General features: G+C 73.2%; 24 protein-coding genes. 11 read left to right on the top strand and 13 right to left on the bottom strand.

Features of this window, described 5'->3' with window-relative positions; genetic code table 11:
* Nucleotides 1-318 precede the first annotated feature (318 nt).
* The 4 genes from ACH495_RS06110 to ACH495_RS06095 are packed head-to-tail and all read left to right on the top strand — an operon-like array spanning nucleotide 319 to nucleotide 3,660.
* Complete coding sequence (locus ACH495_RS06110; protein ID WP_396856666.1) at nucleotides 319-2,028, top strand: nitrite/sulfite reductase; 1,710 nt, start codon at nucleotides 319-321, stop codon at nucleotides 2,026-2,028.
* Nucleotides 2,025-2,183 (top strand): IS1 family transposase, encoded by a 159-nt coding sequence (locus ACH495_RS06105; protein WP_174530537.1) that lies wholly within the window; start codon nucleotides 2,025-2,027, stop codon nucleotides 2,181-2,183. Before ACH495_RS06110 ends, ACH495_RS06105 begins: the two co-directional genes overlap by 4 nt.
* The gene (locus ACH495_RS06100; protein ID WP_396856665.1) at nucleotides 2,180-2,938 is read left to right on the top strand and encodes a phosphoadenylyl-sulfate reductase; all 759 of its coding nucleotides are present in this window, start codon (nucleotides 2,180-2,182) and stop codon (nucleotides 2,936-2,938) included. Before ACH495_RS06105 ends, ACH495_RS06100 begins: the two co-directional genes overlap by 4 nt.
* Nucleotides 2,920-3,660, top strand: a complete 741-nt coding sequence (locus ACH495_RS06095; RefSeq protein ID WP_396856664.1) for a sirohydrochlorin chelatase — start codon at nucleotides 2,920-2,922, stop codon at nucleotides 3,658-3,660. The genes ACH495_RS06100 and ACH495_RS06095 overlap by 19 nt, the downstream gene beginning before the upstream one ends.
* A gap of 66 nt (nucleotides 3,661-3,726) precedes the next feature.
* Here the strand turns inward: ACH495_RS06095 and ACH495_RS06090 are convergent, their stop codons facing one another.
* Both ACH495_RS06090 and ACH495_RS06085 read right to left on the bottom strand, forming a co-directional pair.
* Entirely contained in the window at nucleotides 3,727-3,984 is a 258-nt protein-coding gene (locus ACH495_RS06090; protein ID WP_013288358.1) for a WhiB family transcriptional regulator, read from the bottom strand.
* A 444-nt stretch (nucleotides 3,985-4,428) separates the two neighbouring features.
* Nucleotides 4,429-5,379 (bottom strand): diacylglycerol/lipid kinase family protein, encoded by a 951-nt coding sequence (locus tag ACH495_RS06085; RefSeq protein ID WP_396856663.1) that lies wholly within the window; start codon nucleotides 5,377-5,379, stop codon nucleotides 4,429-4,431.
* Nucleotides 5,380-5,422: 43 nt separating this feature from the next.
* Here ACH495_RS06085 and ACH495_RS06080 point away from each other — a divergent pair, with 43 nt between their 5' ends.
* Nucleotides 5,423-5,830: a hypothetical protein gene (locus tag ACH495_RS06080; RefSeq protein WP_396856662.1), complete on the top strand. Its 408-nt coding sequence runs from the start codon at nucleotides 5,423-5,425 to the stop codon at nucleotides 5,828-5,830.
* Here ACH495_RS06080 and ACH495_RS06075 read toward each other — a convergent pair.
* The 3 genes from ACH495_RS06075 to sodN are packed head-to-tail and all read right to left on the bottom strand — an operon-like array spanning nucleotide 5,824 to nucleotide 7,189.
* Entirely contained in the window at nucleotides 5,824-6,231 is a 408-nt protein-coding gene (locus tag ACH495_RS06075) for an ATP-binding protein (RefSeq protein WP_396856661.1), read from the bottom strand. The genes ACH495_RS06080 and ACH495_RS06075 overlap by 7 nt on opposite strands.
* Before the next feature lie 32 nt (nucleotides 6,232-6,263).
* A complete protein-coding gene (locus ACH495_RS06070) occupies nucleotides 6,264-6,788 on the bottom strand; it encodes a GNAT family N-acetyltransferase (protein ID WP_396856660.1) in 525 nt (174 codons plus the stop codon).
* On the bottom strand, nucleotides 6,785-7,189 hold the full coding sequence (sodN, locus tag ACH495_RS06065) for a superoxide dismutase, Ni (protein ID WP_107160972.1): 405 nt from the start codon (nucleotides 7,187-7,189) through the stop codon (nucleotides 6,785-6,787). Before sodN ends, ACH495_RS06070 begins: the two co-directional genes overlap by 4 nt.
* A gap of 87 nt (nucleotides 7,190-7,276) precedes the next feature.
* On the opposite strand from sodN, the gene ACH495_RS06060 reads away from it, so the two are divergent.
* From ACH495_RS06060 to ACH495_RS06050, 3 genes are all read left to right on the top strand, one after another.
* Nucleotides 7,277-7,579 (top strand): S24 family peptidase, encoded by a 303-nt coding sequence (locus ACH495_RS06060; protein ID WP_396856659.1) that lies wholly within the window; start codon nucleotides 7,277-7,279, stop codon nucleotides 7,577-7,579.
* A 153-nt stretch (nucleotides 7,580-7,732) separates the two neighbouring features.
* Nucleotides 7,733-8,908 carry an NADP-dependent malic enzyme gene (locus ACH495_RS06055; protein ID WP_396856658.1) on the top strand — a complete coding sequence of 392 codons (1,176 nt, stop codon included), beginning with the start codon at nucleotides 7,733-7,735 and terminating at the stop codon, nucleotides 8,906-8,908.
* Between the two features lie 76 nt (nucleotides 8,909-8,984).
* Nucleotides 8,985-9,947, top strand: a complete 963-nt coding sequence (locus tag ACH495_RS06050) for a zinc-binding dehydrogenase (protein WP_396856657.1) — start codon at nucleotides 8,985-8,987, stop codon at nucleotides 9,945-9,947.
* Between the two features lie 58 nt (nucleotides 9,948-10,005).
* Here the strand turns inward: ACH495_RS06050 and ACH495_RS06045 are convergent, their stop codons facing one another.
* The 3 genes from ACH495_RS06045 to ACH495_RS06035 form a co-directional block, all read right to left on the bottom strand.
* Nucleotides 10,006-10,971, bottom strand: coding sequence for an alpha/beta hydrolase family protein (locus tag ACH495_RS06045; protein WP_396856656.1), 966 nt, complete (start codon nucleotides 10,969-10,971; stop codon nucleotides 10,006-10,008).
* 123 nt (nucleotides 10,972-11,094) lie between these two features.
* Nucleotides 11,095-11,628, bottom strand: a complete 534-nt coding sequence (locus ACH495_RS06040) for a nucleotidyltransferase domain-containing protein (RefSeq protein WP_396856655.1) — start codon at nucleotides 11,626-11,628, stop codon at nucleotides 11,095-11,097.
* Nucleotides 11,629-11,766: 138 nt separating this feature from the next.
* Nucleotides 11,767-12,801 (bottom strand): alpha/beta hydrolase family protein, encoded by a 1,035-nt coding sequence (locus ACH495_RS06035; RefSeq protein WP_396856654.1) that lies wholly within the window; start codon nucleotides 12,799-12,801, stop codon nucleotides 11,767-11,769.
* A 181-nt stretch (nucleotides 12,802-12,982) separates the two neighbouring features.
* Between ACH495_RS06035 and ACH495_RS06030 the strand changes: the two genes are divergently transcribed.
* Nucleotides 12,983-13,156 carry a hypothetical protein gene (locus tag ACH495_RS06030; protein WP_357302680.1) on the top strand — a complete coding sequence of 58 codons (174 nt, stop codon included), beginning with the start codon at nucleotides 12,983-12,985 and terminating at the stop codon, nucleotides 13,154-13,156.
* A gap of 135 nt (nucleotides 13,157-13,291) precedes the next feature.
* Here ACH495_RS06030 and ACH495_RS06025 read toward each other — a convergent pair whose 3' ends face one another.
* Both ACH495_RS06025 and pta read right to left on the bottom strand, forming a co-directional pair.
* Entirely contained in the window at nucleotides 13,292-14,404 is a 1,113-nt protein-coding gene (locus ACH495_RS06025; RefSeq protein ID WP_396856653.1) for an acetate/propionate family kinase, read from the bottom strand.
* Entirely contained in the window at nucleotides 14,401-16,470 is a 2,070-nt protein-coding gene (gene pta / locus ACH495_RS06020) for a phosphate acetyltransferase (RefSeq protein WP_396856652.1), read from the bottom strand. The genes ACH495_RS06025 and pta overlap by 4 nt, the downstream gene beginning before the upstream one ends.
* Nucleotides 16,471-16,686: 216 nt before the next feature.
* On the opposite strand from pta, the gene ACH495_RS06015 reads away from it, so the two are divergent.
* Nucleotides 16,687-17,229 carry a hypothetical protein gene (locus ACH495_RS06015; protein WP_396856651.1) on the top strand — a complete coding sequence of 181 codons (543 nt, stop codon included), beginning with the start codon at nucleotides 16,687-16,689 and terminating at the stop codon, nucleotides 17,227-17,229.
* A gap of 172 nt (nucleotides 17,230-17,401) precedes the next feature.
* The gene (locus ACH495_RS06010) at nucleotides 17,402-19,504 is read left to right on the top strand and encodes a bifunctional polysaccharide deacetylase/glycosyltransferase family 2 protein (protein ID WP_396857322.1); all 2,103 of its coding nucleotides are present in this window, start codon (nucleotides 17,402-17,404) and stop codon (nucleotides 19,502-19,504) included.
* Nucleotides 19,505-19,511: 7 nt separating this feature from the next.
* Here ACH495_RS06010 and ACH495_RS06005 read toward each other — a convergent pair whose 3' ends face one another.
* The 3 genes from ACH495_RS06005 to ACH495_RS05995 all read right to left on the bottom strand — a co-directional run bounded on the left by ACH495_RS06005 (nucleotide 19,512) and on the right by ACH495_RS05995 (nucleotide 24,261).
* A complete protein-coding gene (locus ACH495_RS06005; RefSeq protein WP_396856650.1) occupies nucleotides 19,512-20,216 on the bottom strand; it encodes a DUF998 domain-containing protein in 705 nt (234 codons plus the stop codon).
* Nucleotides 20,217-20,263: 47 nt separating this feature from the next.
* Nucleotides 20,264-20,443 carry a DUF6104 family protein gene (locus tag ACH495_RS06000; protein WP_091068787.1) on the bottom strand — a complete coding sequence of 60 codons (180 nt, stop codon included), beginning with the start codon at nucleotides 20,441-20,443 and terminating at the stop codon, nucleotides 20,264-20,266.
* 65 nt (nucleotides 20,444-20,508) lie between these two features.
* On the bottom strand, nucleotides 20,509-24,261 hold the full coding sequence (locus ACH495_RS05995) for a multifunctional oxoglutarate decarboxylase/oxoglutarate dehydrogenase thiamine pyrophosphate-binding subunit/dihydrolipoyllysine-residue succinyltransferase subunit (protein WP_396856649.1): 3,753 nt from the start codon (nucleotides 24,259-24,261) through the stop codon (nucleotides 20,509-20,511).
* Nucleotides 24,262-24,388 lie beyond the last annotated feature (127 nt).

The raw sequence follows: 24,388 nt of genomic DNA, 5'->3' as shown, positions 1-24,388 counted from the left end.
TGGGGGGTGGACGGGTGTCGATCTGGGCGGGACGGCCCGTGATGTGGGATCACGGGGTCGGGCGGTGGTCGGTGGTCCGGCGATGTGGCAGCATGAGCCACATGACCGCCGCTGTCGTCCGCCGCTTCGTGGCCCGTCGCCACGTCGACTACGGCCGCGTGCGCAGCGCGATCTGTCCGGCCCACTGACGACGCCCGACCCATCCGTCTCGGGCGCTCCGCGCCGGCCGTCAGCGACACCGCCGTCCACGGCCCTCCTCAGGGCCGGCCGCCGCGCCCGCGCTCCCAGGCACCGCAGCAGACAACGGAGGACGCCGCGATGGCGGTCAGCAGCACCCCCACCCGCTCGGACGTTTCGGCTCCCGTCACCCGGGCGCCCCGCCGGCCGCGTGGCGAGGGCCAGTGGGCGCTCGGGCACCGTGAGCCGCTCAACCCCAACGAGCGGATCAAGAAGGACGACGACCCGCTCAACGTGCGGGACCGGATCGAGAACATCTACGCCCACCGGGGCTTCGCCTCGATCGACCCGCAGGACCTGCGGGGCCGGTTCCGCTGGTGGGGGCTCTACACGCAGCGCAAGGCCGGCATCGACGGCGGGCGCACCGCGGTGCTGGAGCCGCACGAGCTGGAGGACGAGTTCTTCATGCTCCGGGTCCGGGTGGACGGTGGCCAGCTCAGCCTGGCCCAGCTCCGGGTGGTCGCGGAGATCTCCCGCGAGTTCGCCCGGGACACCGCCGACATCACCGACCGGCAGAACATCCAGTACCACTGGATCCGGGTCGAGGACATGCCGGAGATCTGGCGCCGGCTGGAGTCGGTGGGCCTGCAGACCACCGAGGCGTGCGGCGACTGCCCCCGGATCGTGCTCGGCAGCCCGGTCGCCGGCGTGGCCCGGGACGAGGTGCTCGACCCGACCCCGGCCATCGACGAGATCGTCCGCCGGTACGTCGGCGACAAGCAGTTCTCCAACCTGCCCCGCAAGTTCAAGACGTCGATCTCCTGGCTGGTCGACACGCCGTACGAGGCGAACGACATCGCGTTGCTCGGCGTCGAGCACCCGGAGCACGGCCCCGGCTTCGACGTCTGGGTGGGCGGTGGGCTCTCCACCAACCCGATGCTGGCCAAGCGGCTCGGGGTCTGGGTGCCGCTGCACGAGGTGCCGGACGTGTGGGCGGGCGTGGTCGGCATCTTCCGCGACTACGGCTACCGCCGGCTGCGCAACCGCGCCCGGTTGAAGTTCCTGGTCGCGGACTGGGGCGTGGAGCACTTCCGCGAGGTGCTGGAGAAGGAGTACCTGGGCCGGGCGCTGCTCGACGGGCCGGCCGCGGAGCTGCCGGCGAAGCCGGTCGACCACATCGGCGTGCACCCGCAGCGGGACGGCGCCAACTACGTCGGCGCGGCCCCGGTGGTGGGTCGGGTCTCCGGCACCCAGCTCGCCGAACTGGCCGACGTGGTCGAGGCGCACGGCAGCGACCGGGTGCGGCTCACGCCGTACCAGAAGCTGCTGGTGCTGGACGTCGCGCCGGAGCGGACCGAGGAGCTGGTGACGGCGCTGCGCGGGATCGGTCTGGAGGCCCGGCCGTCGGCTTGGCGGCGCGGCACCATGGCCTGCACCGGCATCGAGTTCTGCAAGTTGGCCATCGTGGAGACCAAGCGGCGCGGTGAGGAGCTGGTGGCCCGGCTGGAGGAGCGGCTGCGCGACTTCGACGCGGACATCTCCATCCACCTGAACGGCTGCCCGAACGCCTGCGCCCGGACCCAGGTCGCGGACATCGGGCTCAAGGGCCAGCTCGTGGTCGGGCCGGACGGCCGGCAGGTCGAGGGGTTCCAGGTGCACCTCGGTGGCGGCCTCGGCATGGCCGCCGGGCAGACCGCCGGCTTCGGCCGCAAGCTGCGCGGCCTGAAGACGACCGCCGACGAGCTTCCGGAGTACGTGGAACGGCTGGCCCGCCGCTACCTGGCCGGCCGGACCGAGGGCGAGAGCTTCGCCACCTGGGTCATCAGAGTCGACGAGGAGGAGCTTCGGTGAGTGATGCTCGATCTGCGCCTCTCTACTGCCCGTACTGCGGGGAGGAGGACCTGCGACCGCACGAGGCCGGCCATGGCGCCTGGGAGTGCCACGCCTGCGCGCGGGTCTTCTCGGTGAAGTTCACCGGACTGCTGGGCCGGGCGGTGGCCCGGTGACCGGCCTGGTCTCCGCCGCCGGTCTCGGTCTGGTCGGTGCGGGCGCACCGCCGGAGCCGACCCGGCGGGACCCGGAGGAGTTGCGCGCGTTGGCCGAGGAGGCCGGCCGGGAGCTGGCGGACGCGCCCGCGCTGGAGATCGCCCGCTGGGCGGCGGAGACGTTCGGTGAGCGGTTCTGCGTGACCAGCTCGATGGCCGACGGCGTGGTGGCGCACCTGGTCTCCCGGGTCGCGCCCGGGGTCGACGTGGTGTTCCTGGACACCGGGCTGCACTTCCCGGAGACGCTCCGGGTGCGCGACGAGGTGGCCCGGCGGATGCCGGTGCGGGTCCGCTCGATCCGGCCCCGGATGACCGTCGGCCAGCAGGACGGCCAGTACGGGCCCCGCCTGTTCAACAGGTCCCCGGACGACTGCTGCCAGTTGCGCAAGGTGGAGCCGTTGGAGCGGGCGCTGGCCGGCTACGACGCGTGGGCCGCCGGGCTGCGCCGGGACGAGTCGCCGACCCGGGCCAACACGCCGGTGGTGGGCTTCGACCCGCGTCGCGGCAAGGTGAAGGTGAACCCGATCGCCGCCTGGACGCAGCGCGAGGTGGACGCGTACGTGGCCCGCCACGACATCCCGGTCAACGAGCTGTTCGCCCGGGGCTACGGCTCGATCGGCTGCTGGCCGTGCACCCGCCGGACGAAGGCGGGGGAGGACCCGCGGGCCGGGCGCTGGGCGATGTTCGAGAAGACCGAGTGCGGCCTGCACACCTGACCGACGCGTCGCCGGTGGTGCTGGTGGCGCACGGCAGCCGGGACCCGCGCGCGGCTGAGGCGACCCGGGCGCTGGCCCGGGCGGTCGGGGCCGGCTGTCCCGGCCGGCCGGTGCTGCCGAGCTGGCTCGACCACACCGATCCCGGGCCGGCCGACGTGCTGCGGCACCTGGCCGCCGCCGGGCACTCCCGGGTGGTGCTGGTGCCGTTGCTGCTGACCGCCGCGTACCACCGGAAGGTGGACATCCCGGCGGCGGTCGCGGCGGCCGGCGCCGGCCTCGACGTGCGGGTGACCGAGGTGCTGGGGCCGACCGGCGGCGTGGTCGACGGCCGGCTGCTGGCCGGCCTGCGGCGCCGACTGGCCGAGGCCGCCGGGGCGGACGCGGACGCGGTGGTGCTGGCCGCGGCCGGCACCCGCGATCCCGCCGCGCGGGCCTCGGTGGGCCGGGTCGCCGCGGCGCTCGGCACCGGGCTGGGCGTGCCCTGCCGGGTCTCGTACGCCTCGGCGGCGCCTCCGGAGGTGGGGGGCGCGGTGCGGCGGTTGCGCGCGGCGGGTGCCCGCCGGGTCGCGGTGGCCGCCTACTTCCTGGCGCCGGGCCGGTTCCACGACGGGGTACGCGCGGCGGCCCGCTCGGCCGGCGCGGTGGCGGTCGCCGACCCGCTCACCGACCTGCCGGAGCTCGCGGACCTGGTGTGGCGGCGCGTGGCGGCGGCGGCGGGCTGACCGGCCCCGGACAGCAGCACGCCCCGGCCGGAATCCCGGCCGGGGCGTGCGGCGTGTGTGTGGGGGTCAGGCGGAGTGAGCGCGCAGCACCCGGAGACCGCCGCGGCGCTTGACCGCGCGGCGCTCCTCCTCGCTCATCCCGCCCCAGACACCGGCGTCCTGACCGGACTCCAGCGCCCACTGCAGGCACTGGTCGGTCACGGGGCAGCGCCGGCAGACGGCCTTCGCCTGCTCCACCTGCAGGAGAGCCGGACCGGACGTCCCGATCGGGAAGAACAGCTCCGGGTCCTCGTCGCGGCAGACCGAATCGTGGCGCCAGTCCATGGCGGCAACACTCCTCATTCTTAGTGGATGGCCAGATAACGCTTCGTTGCTATTCCTATATGCATCCGCATTGCCGATAGGTGACGGTCAGCATCCGTCAATTCGGCGCTGCGTGAGCAGGCTGCGGGCCCCTGGACCTGCTGGAACAGCTCAACCTGACGAGCATATCCAGGCAATGTCCCGGTAACACGAGTTCGCTTGTGAATACTTTCACGAACTACAGCGATGTCAAGGGTGACGCTCGGAAAAACTCCGAACAGTGAGCGGCCTCACCACCCGTTTGTCCCGGTTTGCGAGGGCTCTCGTTACCCGGCGTGCCACAGTCGAGGATCAATATAGTACGGTCTGCGTGACGTTGCTGACATTTCCGGCACCCTTCCTCGGCGTGGCGGCCCTCACCCGGCGCGGTGGGGGTCCGCGTCAACCGACGGGGATACCCGAGACCTAGCAGATTACTCTCAGTGCGGCGGGTACGGAGGTGAATCTGACTTTTTCCCGCTCGCCGAGGTAGTCCCCGTCCAGCTGGAACGGCAACGGACGTGCCGTGAGCAGGGTGAACTCCGACAAGTCGTGCAGCCGGAGCACCTGCTTGCCGTGCGGATCGGGTTGCCGGGAGAAGAACTGCGTCACTGTCCGTGCTGTACTGGCCACCTTGAGCTGCCGGAGCGCGAGCACGTCCAGCCCGAGGTCGAACGACGCCTCCGGGTTGGGGTTGATCTCCCGGTCGCCGAGGTAGGTCCACGGCGCGGTGTTCTGGATGATGGCGGTGGACAGCTCCGTCACCGGCGTCTCGCCAGGGCGCTCCAACGTGATCGCCGGGTGGCGACGGTCCGAGCCGACGAAGTACTGGCTCGCCGTGGACCGGAAGTAGAGCGCCGGGGTGGACACCCGGCCCCGCTTGCGGGCCTGCTCCACCCGGCGGATGACGGCCGCGTCGAGCCCGAAGCCGGCGCAGAACGTGAAGTACCGGTCGTCGGCCCGACCCAGCCCGATCGTGCGGGACCGGCCCAGGCGCAGCCCTTCCAGGATCATGCTGGTGCCGTCCGGCCACTCCCGCGGCAGCCCGAGCGCGCGGGCGAAGACGTTCGTCGAGCCGCCCGGCACGGTGGCCAGCGCCGGCAGCCGCTCGGCCGAGGTCGGCCCGGTGCGGAACGTCGGCGGCTCCGCCACCATCAACCCGTTGACCACCTCGTTGACGGTGCCGTCGCCGCCGAGCGTGACCACCAGGTCGACGCCCTCCTGGGCGGCCTCCCGGGCCAGGTCCATGGCGTGGCCCCGTCGGCGGGTGTAGCGCACCGACAGGTCGACTTCACTGCGCAACGCCCGGACCAGCACGTCCCGGCTGCGCTCACTCGTGGTGGTGGCCTTCGGATTGACCACCAGGACGGCCCGCATGGGCGGCACCTTACCGCGCCTACCCACCGGTATCGTGGCGGCCGTGACGATCGACTCGGACCCGGTCCCCGGCCCGCTCCGCGCGGCGGTGCTCCTGCTGCGCGCCGAGGCGGTGGCGCTCGGGCTGGTCGCGGCGTGGCTGATCTGGTCCGACCTCACCGCCCGCACCACCGACCTGACCTCCGCGCTGCTGGTGACCGCGTTCGCGGTCGCCGGGGCGGTCGCGCTCTGGGCGCTCGGCGGCGCGCTGGCCCGGCGGCGGTCCGGCGCTCGCGCGCCGGCCATCGTGCTCCAGCTCATGCTGCTGCCGATCGGGTGGTACATGATCTCCGGTGGGCTGGGCTGGCTCGGGCTGCCGCTGATGGCGCTCGGGATCGGCGTCGTCGCGCTGCTGGTGAGCGGTCCCACCAACCGGGCGCTCGGCTTCGGCCCGCGGCCGGGTGCTCAGTAGCCGCCGGCGCGGCGGGTCAGCAGCGAGATGGTGGCGCGGCCGTCGGCCGCCCGGGCGCCGGCCCCGGTGGTCAGCGCCGTGAGCACCTTCCACGCGAAGGACGACTCGGACGGCAGCGTGGCGCCCCGCACGGTCGGCACTGTCACCTCGACGGTGAGCGCGTCCTCGGTGACCGCGAAGCGGCACTCCAGCTCGGCATCGCGGGTGGCGATGGCGAGCAGCATGGCGCACGCCTCGTCCACCGCGATGCGCAGATCCTCGATCTCGTCGAGGGCGAACTGGAGCCGGGCCGCGAGCCCGGCCGTGGCGGTGCGGAGCACGCCGAGGTAACCACCGTCGGCGGGCACGGTGAGGTGCACGACGTCGTCATCCGTCGTCGGCTGCCCGGTCAGTTGAGTCACGCCTCATCCCCCCGGTGCGGGACTCTACCCGGTCAGGCGGCCGGGCGCGTGGGCGCGGGCGTCGCCCGCGCGGCGAGATCGCGCAACGGCGCCCCGGCCAGCCGGTACGGCGTCCACTCGTCCATCGGGGTGGCCCCGATCGCGGCGTAGAAACGGGCCGCCGGGTTCCAGTTGATCATCCACCAGTCGAGCCGCTGGTAGCCGCGCTCCACACAGATCGCGGCCAGCGTGGCCAGCAGTTGCCGGCCGGCGCCGGTGCCCCGGGCGTCCGGGCGGACGTAGAGGTCCTCCAGATAGATGCCGTGCACGCCGGCCCAGGTGGAGAAGTTGAGGAACCAGAGCGCGAAGCCCACCGGTTGGCCCGCCGCGTCCACCGCGACGTGCCCGTACAGCGCCGGAGCACTCGGGAAGAGCGCCGCGTGGAGCTGCTCGACGGTGAGGTGGCACTGCTCCGGGGCGCGTTCGTACGCGGCGAGTTCGTGCACCATGGCGACGACGGCCGGTACGTCCTCGGGACGTACCGGCCGGATCGTCGGTGCCGTGACGGGCGAGGTCACGCCTGCTTGGTCTCCCAGAAGATCTTGGAGATCTCGTCGATCTTCGAGAGCAGCTCGTCGGCCTTGGCCGGGTCGGTGCCGCCCTTGGCGCCGGCCGCACCGGCCAGCTTGGTGGCCTCGTTGAAGAGCTGGTGCAGGTGCGGGTACTTCTCGAAGTGCGCCGGCTTGAAGTAGTCGGTCCAGAGCACCCACAGGTGGTGCTTGACCAGGTCGGCCCGCTGCTCCTTGATCAGGATGGCGCGGGTGCGGAACTCCGGGTCGGTGTTCGCCTGGTACTTCTCGCAGATCATTTTGACCGATTCGGCCTCGATCCGGGCCTGGGCCGGGTCGTAGACGCCGCAGGGCAGGTCACAGTGGGCACTGGCGGTCACCCGGGGCGTGAGGATGCGAGGAAGGCGCATCAGGGTCCTCCATGGGATGTTTGCGATGATCCAAGACGACATTACTCCTGGAGATGCTTTCCAGCGGGCGGGAGGTGAAACCCCGTGATGCCCGTGCTGATCACCGGCCCGTCCATGTCGCCCACGCTGCGCCACGGCGACGCGGTGCTGGTCCGCACCGGTGGACGGCCGGTCCGCCCCGGCGACGTGGTGGTCGCCGTCTTCCGCAGCCGCCCGGACCTGCTCGTGGTGAAGCGCGCGGTCGAGCCGCGCGACGGCGGCTGGTGGCTACGCGGCGACAACGACCTGGTCACCGACGACTCCCGGGCCTACGGGGTGGCCGACGTTCGAGGCCGGGTGGTGGCCCGCTGGTGGCCGCGTCCGGGACGGATCAGGGGCCGGTGGGGGTAGCCGATGAATATGACCCCGCTCACATCCTGGGAGCCGGGGCGTGACTATGCTCGAAAAGTGCCCGGGTGACCCCCCGCACCGCCGCCCCGCCGGTCGCTGACCACCGCTGACCTCGCCCGCCGGTCCGTCTGCTCGACAGATCCTGGAGTCACCATGTCTGCGTCCACCCCGGACCCCGCTGATCCCGTCTTCCGACTTCACCTCGGCGGCAAGATGGCCGTCGTCTCCACCGTGCCGCTGACCAGCCGGGAAGACCTCTCCCTGGCGTACACCCCGGGGGTTGCCCGGGTCTGTGAGGCCATCGCCGCCGATCCCGATCTCGCCGACACCTACACCTGGGTGTCGCACACCGTCGCCGTGGTCACCGACGGCTCCGCCGTGCTCGGTCTGGGCAACATCGGCCCGCGCGCCGCGTTGCCCGTGATGGAGGGCAAGGCGGTGCTGTTCAAGCAGTTCGCGGGCGTGGACGCGGTGCCGGTCTGCCTGGAAACCCAGGACGTCGACGAGATTGTCGCGACAGTCAAGGCGATCGCGCCGTCGTTCGGCGGCATCAACCTGGAGGACATCAGCGCGCCGCGCTGCTTCGAGGTGGAGCGCCGGCTGGACGAGGCGCTGGACATCCCGGTCTTCCACGACGACCAGCACGGCACCGCGATCGTGGTGCTGGCCGCGCTGCGCAACGCGGCGACGCTGCTCAACCGCAAGCTCGGCGACCTGCGGGTCGCGGTCAGCGGCGCCGGCGCGGCCGGCGTGGCGGTGACGAAGATGCTGATCGCCGGCGGCGTCGACCCGGCTCGGGTGGTGGTCTGCGACTCGCGCGGCATCATCGGCCGGCACCGCGAGCTGACCGGCACCAAGGCCGAACTCGCCGAACTCACCAACGCCGAGGGCCGCCACGGCGACGTCACCGAGGCACTGCGCGACGCGGACGTGCTGATCGGCGTCTCCGGCGGCCAGATCCCCGAGGCGGCGGTGGCCGGCATGGCCCCCGGCGGCATCGTCTTCGCGCTGGCCAACCCCACCCCGGAGGTGCACCCCGAGGTGGCCGCCCGGCACGTCGCGGTGGTCGCCACCGGTCGCAGCGACTACCCCAACCAGATCAACAACGTGCTCGCCTTCCCGGGCGTGTTCCGGGGCGCGCTGGACGCCGGGGCCACCCGCATCACCGACTCGATGAAGGTGGCCGCCGCCGACGCCATCGCGGGCGTGGTGGCCGAGTCGCTGACCGCGGACGCGATCGTGCCGTCCCCGCTGGACCCGCGCGTCGCCCCCGCGGTGGCCTCGGCGGTGGCCGACGCCGCGCGCCGCGACGGGGTCGCCCGCCGCTGAGGGGTAAGGAGGGGCCCCTTCTCAACGCCTCCGGTAGAGGCGGGGCCCCTTCTTAACGCCCGCTCAGCTTGTTACCGTGCCGATCATGCGTGCTGCCTATGCCTCGGCCTTCGACGCCGACAACCCGCTCGCCGCGCTCGCCGTCGGCGACCGTCCCGAGCCGGTCCACCCGCAGGACGACTGGGTCACCGTGCGGGTGCGGGCCAGCTCGCTCAACCACCACGACCTCTGGTCGCTGCGTGGCGTGGGCCTGACCGCCGGCCAGCTCCCGATGATCCTCGGCTGCGACGCCGTCGGCACCGACCCGGACGGCAACGAGGTGGTCATCTACCCGGTGGTGCCCACCCCGGGCGACCCGCGCGGCGTCTCCATCCTCTCCGAGCACTACCAGGGCACGTTCGCCGAGCTGGTCGCCGTACCCCGGATGAACCTGCTGCCGCTGCCCGACGGCCTGTCGGCTACCGACGCGGCGTGCCTGCCCACGGCCTGGCTCACCGCGTGGCGGATGCTCACCACCAAGGGCCGGGTCGCCGACGGCGAGTCGGTGCTGGTCCAGGGCGCCGGCGGCGGCGTGGCCACCGCGGCGGTCGCGCTCGGCGTCGCGCTCGGCAAGCGGGTGTACGCGACCAGCCGCGACGCCGCCAAGCGGGAGCGGATCACCGAGCTGGGCGCCACCGCGCTGGAACCCGGCGCGCGCCTGCCGGAGCGGGTCGACGTGGTGGTCGAGACCGTCGGGGCGGCCACGTTCGACCACTCGCTGAAGTCGGCCGCGCCGATGGCCCGGATCGTGGTCTCCGGCGCGACCGCCGGGCACGAGCCGACTGTCAACCTGCGTCGCGTCTTCGCCATGCAGCTGGAGATCCTCGGCACGTCCATGGGCACCCCGGGCGAGCTGGCCGAGCTGCTCGCGTTCTGCGCCGAGCACGGCGTCCGGCCGGTGGTGGACCGGGTGGTGCCGTTCAGCCGGATCGGCGAGGCGTTCGCCCGGCTGCACTCCGGCGAGGTCTTCGGCAAGGTGGTCGTCGACCACACGGCGTGAGCCAACGTGTTAAGCGGGGCCCCCTCCTCTACCGAAGGCGTTAAGAAGGGGCCCCGCCTTACAGCCGGTCGTCGAGGGTGGCCAGGCCGCCGCGAGCCGCGTCGGTGGGGAGTCGCTTCTTCGCGGCCGGGTCGCCGTAGAGCGTCCAGCGCAGGAACTCGACGGTGGTGTCGGCGACCACCCGCAGCGCCTTCCCGTCGCCGAGCAGCGCCCGGCCGTGGTCACCCTTCGGCAGGCTGAGCATCGCCTTCGGCCACGGCACCGCGTCGAAGACGGCCTTGCCCGCCGCGTACGACACCACCTCGTCCGCCTCGCCGTGCACGAACAACTGCGGGGCGGCGGCGCCCGCGAACGCGGTGCCCACGCCGAGCGACGTGCCGGCGAAGACGATGCCCGCGTCCAGCCGCTCGTCCCGGCCGGTGGTGAACAGCCCGATGGTGGTCACCCCGCCGGCGCTGTGCCCGGTCGCGGCCACCCGCGTCGGGTCCAGCCGGCCTCGCAGCGGATCGTCCGCCGTCCCGTCGAGCGCGAGCACCCGGCTCAGCACGTACGACACGTCGGCCGGCTGGTTGAGCACGTCGAGCGGGTTGCCGTCGCCACCGGAGGAGGTGTGCGGGAAGCGCGGCGCGGCCACCACGAACCCGGCCGCCGCCCAGCGGGTCAGCAACACCCGGTAGTCCTCCGGCCGGGCGCTCAGCCCGTGGCTGAACAGCACCACCGGGAACCGGCCGGCCGCCGCCGGGACGGAACGCTCCGCCGCGCCACCGGCCGGGCCGGCCGCCGGATACCAGAGCGACACCGGCAGCGGCCGGTCGCCGTCGCGGTTCAGCTTCAGCTGGCGTACGCCGACCGCGAAGCTCTTCGCGGGCGCCTTGCCGGCGGGTACCCGGGGGGTCGGGGTGGCGCTCTTCGGGGAGGTGTCGGGGGCGGGCCGCCCGGTCGGGACGGTCGGCTCCGAGCACCCGGCCAGACCGGCGCCGAGCAGGGCAACAGCGGTGGCCAGAACGACGGGACGACAGCGCATGACCTCGATTGTGCCTCGCGTCGGCGGGCGACCGGGCGGGTAAGGAGGGGCCCCCTGTTAACGCCTGCGGTAGAGGCGGGGCCCCCGCTTAACACCTTGGGCGGGCGGCGAGCGGTGGCCGGGTTAGCCCGCCGGACGGTCGCCGACCGAGGCGCGGAGGCGGGCCAGGTCGGCGGCGTCCTTCGCGCGGCGGGGCCGCTCCGGCATCCAGACCGGGAACATCTCCTTGAACTCGATCTGCGCGGTGACACTGATCGCCGGTGCGGTGAGCGACCCGAGCCGGCCGGCCGGCGTGTCGAGCATCCCCGCCGGCAGGGGCGTGCCCGCCCACGGGCCCGCGCCCACCACCACCCGGCCCGCCGCGTCGCGTTCCAGGTAGGCGAAGCTCAGCTCGACGTCGCCCCGGATCAGGTCGAGCTGCTGCGCGGCCGGCATCCGCGGGTCGGGTCGCCAGCCCTGCCCGCCGAGCCGGGCCGCCAACCGGTCGGCGTCGCGCCGCCAGCAGTACCAGTCGACGTCGACGTGCGGTCGGGTCACCGCGCCGAGGTGGAAGTCCATCGCCCAGCCGCCGCGCAGCCACACCTCGATCCCGGCCGCGCCCGCCGTCTCGACCACCTCACGGATCGCGCCCAGTTGCCGCTCCACCAACCCCTCCACCGCCCGAACCTACCCCGCGCCCCCGCCGCCCCACCGCCCCACGAGGTGATCATGAAGTTGGCGGTGACAAATCGGGACAATGAGCACTGTCAACCTCATGATCGACGGGGTGGGATGGGGCGGGGCGGGGCCGGGGGGTCAGGTGGGGAGGGCGCGGGAGGTGAAGGTGGTGACGCCGGGGGCGGTGGCGTCGGTGGGGAGGCGGCGCAGCGCGGTCCGGTCGGCGTAGAGCGTCCAGCGGAGGAAGTCCGTGGTGGTCGCGAGCACCTCGGTGAAGCCGGGGCGGCCCGGGTTCAGGTACTCGCCGTGGCCCTGACCGGGCAGGCTGAGGAAGGCGGCCGGCCCGAGACAGCGGGCGTACGCGGCCCGGCCGATCGACTCCGGCACGATCCGGTCGGCCGCGCCGTGCACGAACAGCATCGGCGCCCACGGTCGGGCCGGGCCGGCGACCGGCCGGCCACCGGCGATCACGATCCCGGCCCGCAGCGGGGACGGTCGCCCGGAGACGAACATGCCGAGCGTGGTGTGGCCACCGGCGGAGTGCCCGACGGCGGCGAACCGGTCCACGGCCAGGTGCGCGCCGAGCGGGTCACCGGGACGGGCACCCAGGCGGACCAGGTGACGGATCAGGCGCCGGGCGTCGGCCGGCTGGTTGCGGACGTCGTCGCGGGTGAAGGCGCGGGCGCGCAGGTTGGTGCGGGGGTAGGTGGGGGCCGCCACCACGAAACCGGCGGCGGCCCAGCGGGTGGTCAGCTGCGCGTGCAGCGCGGGCAGGCTGCGCAGTCCGTGGCTGAAGACCACCACCGGGAACCGTCCGGCGGCCACCGCCGCCCGCGCCCGGACGCTCGGCCCCGCCTCCGCGCCAGGGCTCGGTGGGCCGGCCGGCCGATCCGGTCCGGAGGAGCGCGCTCCCGGGGTGCCGACGGGGCGCGGTGGCCAGGAGAGGGCGGTGACCGGGCCGGGGAAGGTGGACGGGTCCACCGGGTACCAGACGGTGACCGGCAGGGGGCGGGGGCCGTCCGGGTCGACGGTGAACTGCCGCACCCCCACCGCGTACGGGCGCTCCGGCGCGGTCCGTACGCCGGCCGGGACCGGGCCGGTGGTGGCGACGGCCGACCCGCAGCCGGCCAGCAGCGCCGTCGTCAACACGGCCACCAGCCGCCGCCCCGTCATGCCTGCACGGTAGGCAGCCGAGCGGCCCGCCCGCGCCCGCCGTCCGGGCGGCTGCCCCCGCCACCCGGCCGGGCCACGCCTCCACCACCCGGCCGGGGTCTGCCCGCCCCGGCCGCCCGGGCACGCCGACTCCGGCCCGGCGGGACACTCGTGGGCGGTGGGCTTCGCTAGGGTCACCCGCATGGCTGAGAACTACACCGACCCCAGCGGCAACACCGCGCAGTTCCGCGCCTTCGTGGACACGCCCGAGCCGGCCGCGGCGGCGCCCGCGCCGTCCCGGTTGCCGTTGATCGCCGGCCTCGCCGTCGCCGCCGTGGTGGTCGTCGCCCTGGTCGCCTGGGTCGCCCTGGGCTGACCCGGTCCAGCCGGCGACCGGATCCGGGCCGCGGCCCGGGAGACCAGGTAGTCGTGGCACTGGCCCACGTCGGTCGCCGTCGCGGCATCGGACGCGCCGGATCGACGCCACCTCCCGAGGTGGCGTCGATCGCGATCAGGCGGCGAGCACGTCGCGGGTCTCGCGGGCGATCTCCCGCTCCTCGTCGGTGCCGACCACGAGCACCGCCACCTCGGCACCGGCCGGCGAGATCAGCCGGTCACCGGTGCCGTCGTTGCGGCCCGGGTCGACGGCGATGCCGAGCCGGTCCAGGCCGGCCAGCGACGCGGCCCGGACCGGAGCGGCGTGCTCGCCGACCCCGGCGGTGAAGGAGACCGCGTCGACGCGCCCGAGCAGCGCGTAGTACGCGCCCACGTACCCGGTGATCCGGCGGCAGTAGACGTCGAACGCCAGCGCCGCGGCCGGGTCGCCGGCGTCCCGGCGGGCCAGCACCTCCCGCATGTCGTTGTCGCCGGTCAGCCCCAGCAGGCCGCTGCGGTGGTTGAGCAGGTCGTCGATCTGGTCCACGCCCATCCCCGCCTCGCGGCGCAGGTGGAAGATGATCGTCGGGTCGAGGTCACCGCTGCGGGTGCCCATCACCAGGCCTTCCAGCGGGGACATGCCCATCGAGGTGGCCACGCTCCGGCCGCCGGCCACCGCGCACGCGCTCGCCCCGTTGCCCAGGTGCAGCGTGATGGTGTTCAGCTCGGCGTACGGCCGGTCGAGCAGTTCGGCGGTCCGCCGTGACACGTACGCGTGGGAGGTGCCGTGGAAGCCGTACCGCCGCACGTCGTAGCGTTCGGCGGTGGCCCGGTCGATCGCGTACGTGGCGGCGGACTCGGGCAGCGTGTGGTGGAACGCGGTGTCGAAGACCGCCACCTGGGGGGTGTCCGGGAGCGCCTCCCGGGCCACCCGGATGCCGGCCAGGTTCGCCGGGTTGTGCAGCGGCGCGAGCGGGACGAGTTCCTCGATCGCGGTGACCACCGCGTCGTCGATCAGCACCGGGGCGCTGAACCGCCGTCCGCCGTGCACCACCCGGTGCCCCACACCGGCCAGCCCGTCGAGGTCGAGCCGTTCGATGATCTCCCGGACCGCGCTCTCGTGGTCGGCCGGCCCGCCGCCCGGCTCGCCGACCCGCTCCACGGTGCCCCTGTCGAGCACCTCGTCGCCGTCGTACAGCCGGTACTTGACCGACGAGGACCCGCTGTTGAGGACCAGGATGCGGCTCATGCCGACGCCTCCGTGGCGGCCTGGATGGCGGTGATCGCCACCGTGTTGACGATGTCCGGCACGGTCGCCCCCCGGGACAGGTCGTTGACCGGCCGGCGCAGGCCCTGCATGACCGGGCCGACCGCCACCGCGCCGGCCGACCGCTGCACCGCCTTGTACGTGTTGTTGCCGGTGTTCAGGTCCGGGAAGATGAACACGGTGGCCCGCCCCGCCACCGCGCTGTCCGGCAGCTTGGTGGCGGCGACCTGCGGGTCGATCGCCGCGTCGTACTGGATCGGCCCCTCGACCAGCAGCTCGGGCCGGCGTTGCCGGACCAGCTCGGTGGCCGCCGCGACCTTCTCCACGTCGGCGCCGGCGCCGGAGCTGCCGGTCGAGTACGACAGCATCGCCACCCGCGGTTCGATGCCGAACCGGGCCGCGGTGTCGGCCGAGGAGATGGCGATGTCGGCGAGCTGGGCGGCGTCCGGGTCGGGGTTGACCGCGCAGTCGCCGTAGACCAGCACCCGGTCGGCGAGCAGCATGAAGAAGACGCTTGACGCGACCGAGACGCCGGGCACGGTCCGGATGATCTCGAAGGCCGGCCGGATGGTGGCGGCCGTGGTGTGGGTGGCGCCGGAGACCATCCCGTCGGCGCGGCCGGCCTGCACCATCATGGTGCCGAAGTAGTTGGGCTGCGCCACGACGTCGTGCGCCAGCTCCGGCGTCATGCCCCGGTGGGCGCGCAGCTTCGCGTACGCGGCGGCGAACTCGTCCCGCCACTCGCTGGTCGCCGGGTCGACGAGCTGCGCGTCGCCGACGTCGACGCCCAGCTCGCGGGTCCGCCGGGCGATCTCGTCCGGCCGGCCGAGCAGCGTCAGCTCGGCGACGCCGCGGCGCAGCAGCACCTCCGCCGCGCGCAGGATGCGCTCCTCGGCGCCCTCGGGCAGCACCAGCCGGCGGCGTCGGGCCCGCGCCCGGTCGATCAGGTCGTTCTCGAACATCAGCGGGGTGACCCGCGCGGAGCGGGTGACCCGGAGCCGGGCGGCCAGGTCGTCGGTGTCCACGCAGCGCTCGAACGCGCCCAGGGCCGCCTCGACCTTGCGCGGGTTGGCGGTGCTGGGGCGGCCCTCGATCCGGCTGGACGCCTCGACCGTGTCGTAGCTGTCGCTGGTCACCGACAGCACCGCCAGCCCGGTGTTCATCCGCTCGACCAGCCGCATGGCCCGCGGGTCGGGCTGTTCGCCGAGCGTGAGCACCAGCCCGGCCAGCGACACCTGCCCGGCCACGTGCGCGGCGCCGGCGGCGACCAGCAGGTCGGCCCGGTCGCCGGGGGTGATCACCAGCGCGCCGTCGGTGAGGTGGTCCAGCAGCGTCGGCACGTGCGCCGCGCCGACCACGTAGTCGAGCACGTCGCGGTCCAGCGCGGCCCGGTCGCCGGCGAGCCGGGTGGCGCCGAGCGCGATCGCCACCTCGGCCACCGTCGGCGCCGACACGGTCGGCACCTCGGGGATCGCGTACGCGGGGACCGGCAGCTCGGGCAGCGTCATCGGGCCGGGCACCCGGTTGGCGACCACCGCCACCACTGTCGCGCCGAGGTCGGCCAGATCGTGGTACGCGCCGCGCATCGCCGCCGCGATGGCCTCGGGCGGCTGGCCGAACCCGTCCACCACGGGCACCACGACGCTGCCGAACTCGACCGCCAGGCGGGCGTTGAAGGCCAGCTCGCGGGGGCCGGCGCCGTCCCCGTCGGCGAAGTCGCTGCCCACCACCACGACGGCGGGGCAGCGCCGTTCCACCTCCCGGTAGCGGGTCACGATCGCCGAGATCAGCTCCTCCCGCCGACCGTTCGTGACCAGCGCGGTGGCTTCGGCGTACGTCGCGCCGTGCAGTTCGTCGACCGGCAGTTCCACCCGGTAGCGCTCGGTGAGCAGGGCCAGGATCGGGTCCGGGGTGTCGCCGCCGGCGACCAGCGGCCGGAACGCGCCGATCCGCTCGACCTGCCGGGACAGCAGCTCGGCCAGGCCGAGCGCCACTGTCGACTTCCCCCCGCCCGATCCCACGCCGGTCAGGTACACGCTGCGCGCCACGCCCTCACGCTACAAGATCGCCCGTCCCCCCGCCCGGGTCCTTGTCCCCGCCTCCTTCTCCCGCCGATCGTGCGGTTACGGCCCCTCGGGTGACCGGAAAGCGGCCTTCGCCGGGGCGGCAACTGCAGGATCGCGTGGGGCTGGGGGTCTGTTGTGGCTGGTCAGGGCGGGGGGTGGGGGAGAAGGTGGGGTTTTTTCGTATCTATAGTTATTCGGGTGGAAGGCCCGACCGACCTGATCCCCGTCGCCCCCGAACCGCCCCCCGTCTTCGTCGACTCGACCGGGCGGCGGCGTCGGGTCCTGCGCCGCGTCGCCTACTGCGCGGGCGCGGCCGGCGTGGTCTACACGGTGCTGGTCGGGATCAGCTTCGCCGGCGGGCCGATCACCCCGGACACGGTCATCCCGTTCGTCGAGGCGACCGCCGAGGAGAAGCCGCCGCCTTCGACCCCACCGGCGTCCCCGACCACCACTGTCACGCCGTCCGCGACGGCCGTGCCCCCGCCCGCCCGCACCGCCCCGGCACGGCCCCCGGCCCTCACCGCCACGCCGGGTGGCAGCGCCGGCCGGACCCCCACCGCCTCGCCGTCGCCGAGCGGGAGCCCGACGACCACGCCCCGGGCCACGAGGCCGCCGACGACCACCGCGCCGGCCACCACGACGCCGCCGGCCACCACCGCGCCGGCCACCACCAGCCCGCCGCCGCCAGTGGTCGACCCACCGGCCGAGCCGGCCGAGCCGGACGGAACCACGGGTGAGTGACGAGCCCACCACCCGGCTCGACCCGAGGCGGGTGGCCGCCGCCCGCCGGCAGCGCGCCGGGCGACGGCCTGCCGACGTACCCACCGTCGCGCTGGACGCCCGGCAGGTGGCCGCCGCTCGGCGGTCCCGCAGCCGACGCATCGTGCCGCGGCCGAGCTGGGCCATCCTCACCATGGTCCTGGTCATCCTGGGCGGCCTGCTCTTCGTCGAGGCGTACGCCAACGCCGCGTTCGTGCCCGGCGAACGGACCGGGCCGGGCAGCCAGCGGGAGGTGCCCACCTCCGTGGTCGAGGGCGGCCCGATCGTCAACGTCGGCGCGGAGGGCCGGACCCAGTCGCACCGGCTGCCGCCACGGACCCTGGCGCTCACCTTCGACGACGGCCCGGACGCGCGGTGGACGCCGGAGGTGCTGCGCGTCCTGGACAAGTACCAGGTGAAGGCGACCTTCCTCGTCATCGGCACGCAGGTCGTCCGGAACCCCGCGCTGGCCCGCCGCATGGCGGCCGAGGGCCACGAGCTGGGCGTGCACACGTTCACCCATCCCGACCTGGCCGTCCTGCCCGGCTGGCGACGCGAGCTGGAGTACGCGCAGACCCAGCTCGCCATCGCCAGCACCACTGGCGTCCGGACCTCGCTGCTGCGTTTCCCGTACTCGTCCAGCGCGGACGCCTACACCGACCGCGACTGGCCGATGCTGCGGCAGGCCGGCGAGCTGGGCTACCTGACGGTGGTGAACGACGTCGACAGCCGGGACTGGGAGAAGCCCTCCGTCGACGCGATGCTCGCCAACGCCACCCCGGCGGGGGCGGCCGGCACCATCGCGCTGTGGCACGACGCCGGCGGGGACCGGTCCGGCACGGTGGCCGCGCTGGACCGGTACATCCCGATGATGCAGCAGCGCGGCTACACGTTCACCACGGTCAGCGACGGTCTCCGCCGGACGCTCGCCGAGGCCGGCGTCACCGACCAGGTGGGCGGACAGGTCGCCGCCCCGCGCGCCGACCGCTGGCGCGGCGACGTGCTGGTCGGCGCGGTACGCGGGGCCGACGGCATGTTCGGGTTGTTCGGCGTCTTCTTCGTGGTCGTCGGCGTGCTCACCGTCGGCCGGGCCCTGCTGCTCTTCGTGCTGGCCCTGCGGCACGCGGCCCGCCGCCGTCGGCACGACTGGTCGTGGGGCCCGCCGGTCACCGACCCCGTGTCGGTGATCGTGCCCGCGTACAACGAGAAGGAGGGCATCGCGGCGGCGGTCCGCTCCCTCGCGGGCGGCGACCACCCCGGCGGCATCGAGGTCGTGGTGGTCGACGACGGGTCGACCGACGGCACCGCCGACATCGTGGCGGCGCTGCGCCTGCCGAACGTCCGGGTGGTGCGCAAGCCCAACGGCGGCAAGCCGAGCGCGTTGAACACCGGCGTCGCGCTGGCCCGCCACGAGCTGATCGTCATGGTGGACGGCGACACCGTCTTCGAGCCGGACGCGGTCCGTCGGCTGGTCCAGCCGTTCGCGGACCCCCGGGTCGGCGTGGTGGCCGGCAACGTCAAGGTCGGCAACCGGCGGAGCCTGATCGCCAAGTGGCAGCACGTCGAGTACGTCATCGGCTTCAACCTGGACCGCCGCCTCTACGAGACGCTGCACTGCATGCCGACCGTGCCCGGCGCGATCGGCGCGTTCCGGCGGACGGCACTGGAGCAGGTCGGCGGCATGACCGACGAGACGCTGGCCGAGGACACCGACATCACCATGGCGCTGGGTCGCGCCGGCTGGCACATCGTGTACGAGGAGAGCGCCCGCGCCTGGACCGAGGCGCCCGCCACGCTCGGCCAGTTGTGGAAGCAGCGGTACCGGTGGAGCTACGGCACCATGCAGGCGATGTGGAAGCACCGGCGTGCGGTCCTCGACCGCGGCCCGTCGGGCCGGTTCACCCGACGCTGCCTCTCGTTCCTGACCCTGTTCGGCGTGCTGCTGCCGCTGGCCGCCCCGGTCATCGACCTGCTCGCGCTGTACGGGTTGGTCTTCCTGGACCGGACCGAGACCGTGGTGGCCTGGCTGGCGATGCTCGCGGTGCAGTTCGTGACCGCGGTGGTGGCGTTCCGGCTGGACCGGGAGAAGCTCGGCGTGCTGTGGGTGCTGCCGTTGCAGCAGTTCGTCTACCGGCAGTTGATGTACCTGGTGCTGATCCAGTCGCTGGTCACCGCGTTGACCGGTGGCCGGCTGGGCTGGCAGAAGCTGCGGCGTACCGGAAATCTCGACGCGACCGTGCGCCGCGCCGCCGCCTGACCGCCGGTCACGCCGGCGCGGTCGTCCGGGGCTCGGGCTCGGTCACGTCGGGCCCGCCGGCCGGCTCGGCGGCGCGCAGGAGCGCGTCGCTCTTCACCACCCAGGCCGCGCCGAAGGCGAACACGGCGAGCGTCTCGCACCACAGCACCGGCTTGAGCGTGTGCCGGACGTCGGCCGGGAGCTGTGTGCTGGCCAGCGCGAGCGCGACGGCGAGCAGGATGAGCCCGCCGCAGGCCCGGTAGAAGACCTGCGCCGAACGGCGGGGCGGCACCCCGGCCCGGTCCGGGCGCACGAAGAGCACCAGGCAGAAGATCGCGAGCCCGGCGAAGAGCCCGGCGGCCGCCACCTGGTGCACCACACCGGCCGTCCGGTCGACGCCGTCGACAGTGGCGGCCGGCACGCCCGTGGTGGTGGGGAACAGCGCCACCACGACCGCCAGCACGCCGGCGCACGTGCCCAGCACGTCCTCCGGCCGGCGGTAGCGGTAGCTGATCAGGAAGACGCCGACGGCGCACAACGCGCCGACGAAGACGTCCCGCATCTCGGAGTGGTAGTAGCCGCTGAGCGAGTCGAGCAGGGTGAGACGTCGGGTGGCGGCGACGTGGCCGACCACCAGCACGACCGGCAGCGCGAGGCCCACCGATCCGATGCCGAGGCGCAGGTGGCGTACGGTCACCGCGTCCTGCGGTGGCTTTCGGGTCCCGGGTTCCATACCTCAACAGTGGACGTCACACAGCGCAACTAGTCAAACGCGAACTGTCATTCGTCGTCCTCGTCGTCCAGGCGGGCCAGCCAGGTGGCGAACCGCTCGACAGGCGTCTCGAACTCCGGGTTCAGGTCGACGAAGTCACGCAGGCGCTCGCCCAGCCACTCCAGGCTGACCTGCTCGTCGCCCCGGCGCTCGACCAGCTCCTCGATGCCACGGTCGGTGAAGTACACGGTCGTCCTCTCGTCGTACGGCAGCGGCCCGTCCCGGTGGAGGGACGGGCCGCTGCGGTGGGGTGTCACGGGCGGGGCAGGGCCGCCTCGATCAGCGCGTTCTGCTCGACCTCGTGCATCTTCGCCGAGCCGACCGCCGGGGCGGCGGCCGACGGGCGGGAGATGCGGCGCAGCCGGACCTCGGGCAGGTGCTCCAGCAGGTTGAGCGCCACGAACGACCAGGCGCCCTGGTTGGCCGGCTCCTCCTGGACCCAGGCGAAGTCCTCGGCGTTCGGGTACTGCGCCAGCGCGGCCCGGACCTCGTCGACCGGCAGCGGGTAGAGCTGCTCCATCCGGAGGATCACGGTGTCGGTGACGCCGCGCTCCTGGCGGGCCTGGAACAGGTCGTAGTAGACCTTGCCCGAGCAGAGCAGCACGCGCTTGACCTGCTCCGGCGCCGGGGCGGCGGTGTCGGCCAGCACCGGGGAGAAAGTGCCGGTGGTGAAGTCCTCCACCGGCGACACGCACAGCTTGTGCCGCAGCAGCGACTTCGGCGTGAACACCACGAGCGGCTTGCGCTTGGGCGACAGCGCCTGGCGACGCAGCAGGTGGAAGTAGTTCGCCGGGGTGGTCGGGATGGCCACCCGCATGTTGTCCTCGGCGCAGAGCTGGAGGAAGCGCTCCGGGCGGCCGGAGGTGTGGTCCGGCCCCTGGCCCTCGTGGCCGTGCGGCAGCAGCAGCGTGACCGCGGAACGCTGGCCCCACTTCACCTCGCCGGAGGAGATGAACTCGTCGATCACCGACTGGGCGCCGTTGACGAAGTCACCGAACTGGGCCTCCCAGGCCACCAGCGCGTTGACGTTCTCCACCGAGTAGCCGTACTCGAAGCCCATGGCTGCGTATTCCGAGAGCAGCGAGTCGTGCACGAAGAAGCGGGACCGCTCGCCGTCGGCGGTGAACGTCTTCAGCGGCAGGTAGTCGTCGCCGGTGCGGGCGTCGACCACCGAGGCGTGCCGCTGGACGAACGTGCCGCGGCGCGAGTCCTGCCCGGCGAGCCGGACGGTGACGCCGTCGTGCAGCAGCGCGCCGAACGCGATGATCTCGCCGAAGCCCCAGTCGATGTTGCCCTCGACGGACATCTTCCGGCGCCGCTCCAGAAGCTGCTGGATCCGCTTGTGCGGGGTGAAGCCCTCCGGCAGGTTGACGTGCGCCTCGCCGATCGCCTTGACCACGGAGGCGTCGGTAGCGGTGTCGACCTGCGGCTCCGGCTCCTCCTCCCGCTTCGGGCGGCCGAGCTGGCGCGGCGTGGTGGCCGCGTCCCGGGTGGCCTTGAAGACGCGTTCGAGCTGCGCCTGGTAGTCCCGCAGCAGCTCCTCGGCGTCCTCCACGGTGATGTCACCGCGCCCGATCAGCTCCTCGGTGTAGAGCTTCCGGACCGACCGCTTCGAGTCAATGATCTTGTACATCTGCGGGTTGGACATCGACGGGTCGTCGCCCTCGTTGTGCCCGCGCCGCCGGTAGCAGACCAGGTCGATCACGACGTCCTTGTTGAACGCCTGCCGGTATTCGAACGCCAGCCGGGCGACCCGGACCACGGCCTCGGGGTCGTCGCCGTTGACGTGGAAGATCGGCGCCTGGATCATCCGGGCCACGTCGGTGCTGTAGAGGCTGGACCGGCTGTACTCCGGGGCGGTGGTGAAGCCGACCTGGTTGTTGACCACCACGTGCACGGTGCCGCCGGTGCGGTAGCCGCGCAACTGGGACAGGTTGAGCGTCTCGGCGACCACGCCCTGGCCGGCGAAGGCGGCGTCACCGTGCACCGCCAGCGGCAGCACGGTGTAGCCCTCGAGCTTGAGGTCGATGCGGTCCTGCTTGGCCCGGACGATGCCCTCCAGCACCGGGTCGACGGCCTCCAGGTGCGACGGGTTCGCCACCACCGACACCTTGACCGCGTGGTCGCCGTCCGGGGTGGTGAACTTGCCGTTCTGGCCGAGGTGGTACTTCACGTCGCCGGAGCCCTGCGTGGACCGCGGGTCGAGATGCCCCTCGAACTCGGAGAAGATCTTCTCGTACGGCTTGCCGACGATGTTGGCCAGCACGTTGAGCCGGCCGCGGTGCGCCATGCCGATGACGACCTCGTCCAGCCCCGCCTCGGCGGAGGACTCCAGCACCTCGCCCAGCAGTGGGATCAGCGACTCGCCGCCCTCCAGCGAGAAGCGCTTCTGGCCCACGTACTTCGTCTGGAGGAACGTCTCGAACGCCTCGGCCGCGTTGAGCCGGTTGAGCACGTGCTTCTGCTCGTCGGAGCTGGGCTTCTCGTACTTGCGCTCGACCCGCTCCTGGATCCAGCGCCGCTCCTCCGGGTCCTGGATGTGCATGTACTCGATGCCGACCCGGCGGCAGTAGGAGTCGCGCAGCACGCCGAGGATCGAGCGCAGCTTCATCCGCTGCTTGCCGGCGAAGCCGTTGACCGGGAAGACGCGGTCCAGGTCCCACAGGGTGAGGCCGTGCTGGAGCACGTCCAGGTCGGGGTGCTTGCGGATCTCGAACTCGAGCGGGTCGGTGTCGGCCATCAGGTGCCCGCGCACCCGGTAGGCGTGGATCAGCTCGTGCACCCGCGCGGTCTTGTTGATCTGGCCTTCGCTGTCGACGGCCACGTCGCGCATCCAGCGCACCGGCTCGTACGGGATGCGCAGCGAGGTGAAGATCTCGTCGTAGAAGGCGTGCTCGCCGAGCAGCAGCTCGTGCATCACCTTCAGGAACTCGCCGGACTGCGCGCCCTGGATGATCCGGTGGTCGTACGTGCTGGTCAGCGTGATGACCTTGCTGACCGCGTTCTCGGCCAGGGTGGCCTCGCTCATGCCCTGGTAGGGCGCCGGGTATTCCATCGCGCCGACGCCGATGATGGCGCTCTGCCCCTGCATCAGGCGCGGGATCGAGTGCACCGTGCCGATGCCGCCCGGGTTGGTCAGCGAGATGGTGGTGCCGGAGTAGTCCTCCATGGTCAGCTCGTTGCGGCGGGCACGCCGGACCACGTCCTCGTACGCCTGCCAGAACTGCCGGAAGTCCATCTGCTCGCAGCCCTTGATGGACGGCACCACCAGGTTGCGGGAGCCGTCCGGCTTGGCCAGGTCGATGGCGATGCCCAGGTTGACGTGCTCCGGCCGGAGCATCGCCGGCTTGCCGTCGACCTCGACGAAGGAGTTGTTCATCTCCGGGTGCTCGATCAGCGCCCGGACCATCGCGTACCCGATGAGGTGGGTGAAGCTGACCTTGCCACCGCGGCCGCGGGCCAGGTGGTTGTTGATCACGATGCGGTTGTCGACCAGCAGCTTCGCCGGGACCGCGCGCACGCTGGTGGCGGTCGGGACGGCGAGCGACGCGTCCATGTTCTGGACGATCTTGGCGGCGACGCCGCGCAGCGGGGTGGTGCCGGCGTTGCTCGCGGCCGGCGCCTTGGCGGCGGCCGGCTTGGCCGGGGCGGCCTTCTTCGCCGGGGCCGGCTCGGGCGTCTTCGCCGCCGGCTTGGCGGCGGGCTTCTCGGCCGGCTTGGCCGGCGGGGCCTTGGCGGGGGCCGGCTGCTCGGTGACCGTGGCGACGGCCTCCTGCTGCTCGGCGGGCTCCGGCTTGGCCGCCGGCTTGGCGGCGGGCTTGGCCTGGCCGTCCGGGCGTGGTGTCGCGGCGCCCGGCGCCGGCCGGTAGTCGGCGAAGAAGTCGTGCCAGGCCGAGTCGACGCTCGACGGGTCGGCGAGGTAGCGCTGGTACATCTCCTCGACGATCCACTCGTTCGGGCCGAAACCCGCCAGTGGGTTCTCCTGCGATGTCTGCTGGGTCGACACGGCCGCTAATCGCCTCTTTCACGCGGTTGTGAATGTCACGCGGTGGGGCCCCGTGCCCGGTACGCCGACGCACAGGGGACGGATCCCAGGCTACGCCGTGCGATTGCCACCGGCATTCTCGCCTCCG

The organism is Micromonospora sp. NPDC018662, assembly GCF_044391475.1.
Lineage (GTDB): Bacteria > Actinomycetota > Actinomycetes > Mycobacteriales > Micromonosporaceae > Micromonospora.
This window is presented reverse-complemented; position numbering and strand designations above follow the sequence as displayed.

What these genes read in the sequence shown, in the direction of transcription:
- ACH495_RS06110 (WP_396856666.1), top strand. Translation starts at nt 319, where the DNA reads ATGGCGGTCAGCAGCACCCCCACCCGCTCGGACGTTTCGGCTCCCGTC.
- ACH495_RS06090 (WP_013288358.1), bottom strand. Translation starts at nt 3,984, where the DNA reads ATGGACTGGCGCCACGATTCGGTCTGCCGCGACGAGGACCCGGAGCTG.
- ACH495_RS06085 (WP_396856663.1), bottom strand. Translation starts at nt 5,379, where the DNA reads ATGCGGGCCGTCCTGGTGGTCAATCCGAAGGCCACCACCACGAGTGAG.
- sodN (WP_107160972.1), bottom strand. Translation starts at nt 7,189, where the DNA reads ATGCGCCTTCCTCGCATCCTCACGCCCCGGGTGACCGCCAGTGCCCAC.
- ACH495_RS06060 (WP_396856659.1), top strand. Translation starts at nt 7,277, where the DNA reads ATGCCCGTGCTGATCACCGGCCCGTCCATGTCGCCCACGCTGCGCCAC.
- ACH495_RS06055 (WP_396856658.1), top strand. Translation starts at nt 7,733, where the DNA reads ATGTCTGCGTCCACCCCGGACCCCGCTGATCCCGTCTTCCGACTTCAC.
- ACH495_RS06045 (WP_396856656.1), bottom strand. Translation starts at nt 10,971, where the DNA reads ATGCGCTGTCGTCCCGTCGTTCTGGCCACCGCTGTTGCCCTGCTCGGC.
- ACH495_RS06035 (WP_396856654.1), bottom strand. Translation starts at nt 12,801, where the DNA reads ATGACGGGGCGGCGGCTGGTGGCCGTGTTGACGACGGCGCTGCTGGCC.
- ACH495_RS06030 (WP_357302680.1), top strand. Translation starts at nt 12,983, where the DNA reads ATGGCTGAGAACTACACCGACCCCAGCGGCAACACCGCGCAGTTCCGC.
- ACH495_RS06025 (WP_396856653.1), bottom strand. Translation starts at nt 14,404, where the DNA reads ATGAGCCGCATCCTGGTCCTCAACAGCGGGTCCTCGTCGGTCAAGTAC.
- ACH495_RS06010 (WP_396857322.1), top strand. Translation starts at nt 17,402, where the DNA reads ATGGTCCTGGTCATCCTGGGCGGCCTGCTCTTCGTCGAGGCGTACGCC.
- ACH495_RS06005 (WP_396856650.1), bottom strand. Translation starts at nt 20,216, where the DNA reads ATGGAACCCGGGACCCGAAAGCCACCGCAGGACGCGGTGACCGTACGC.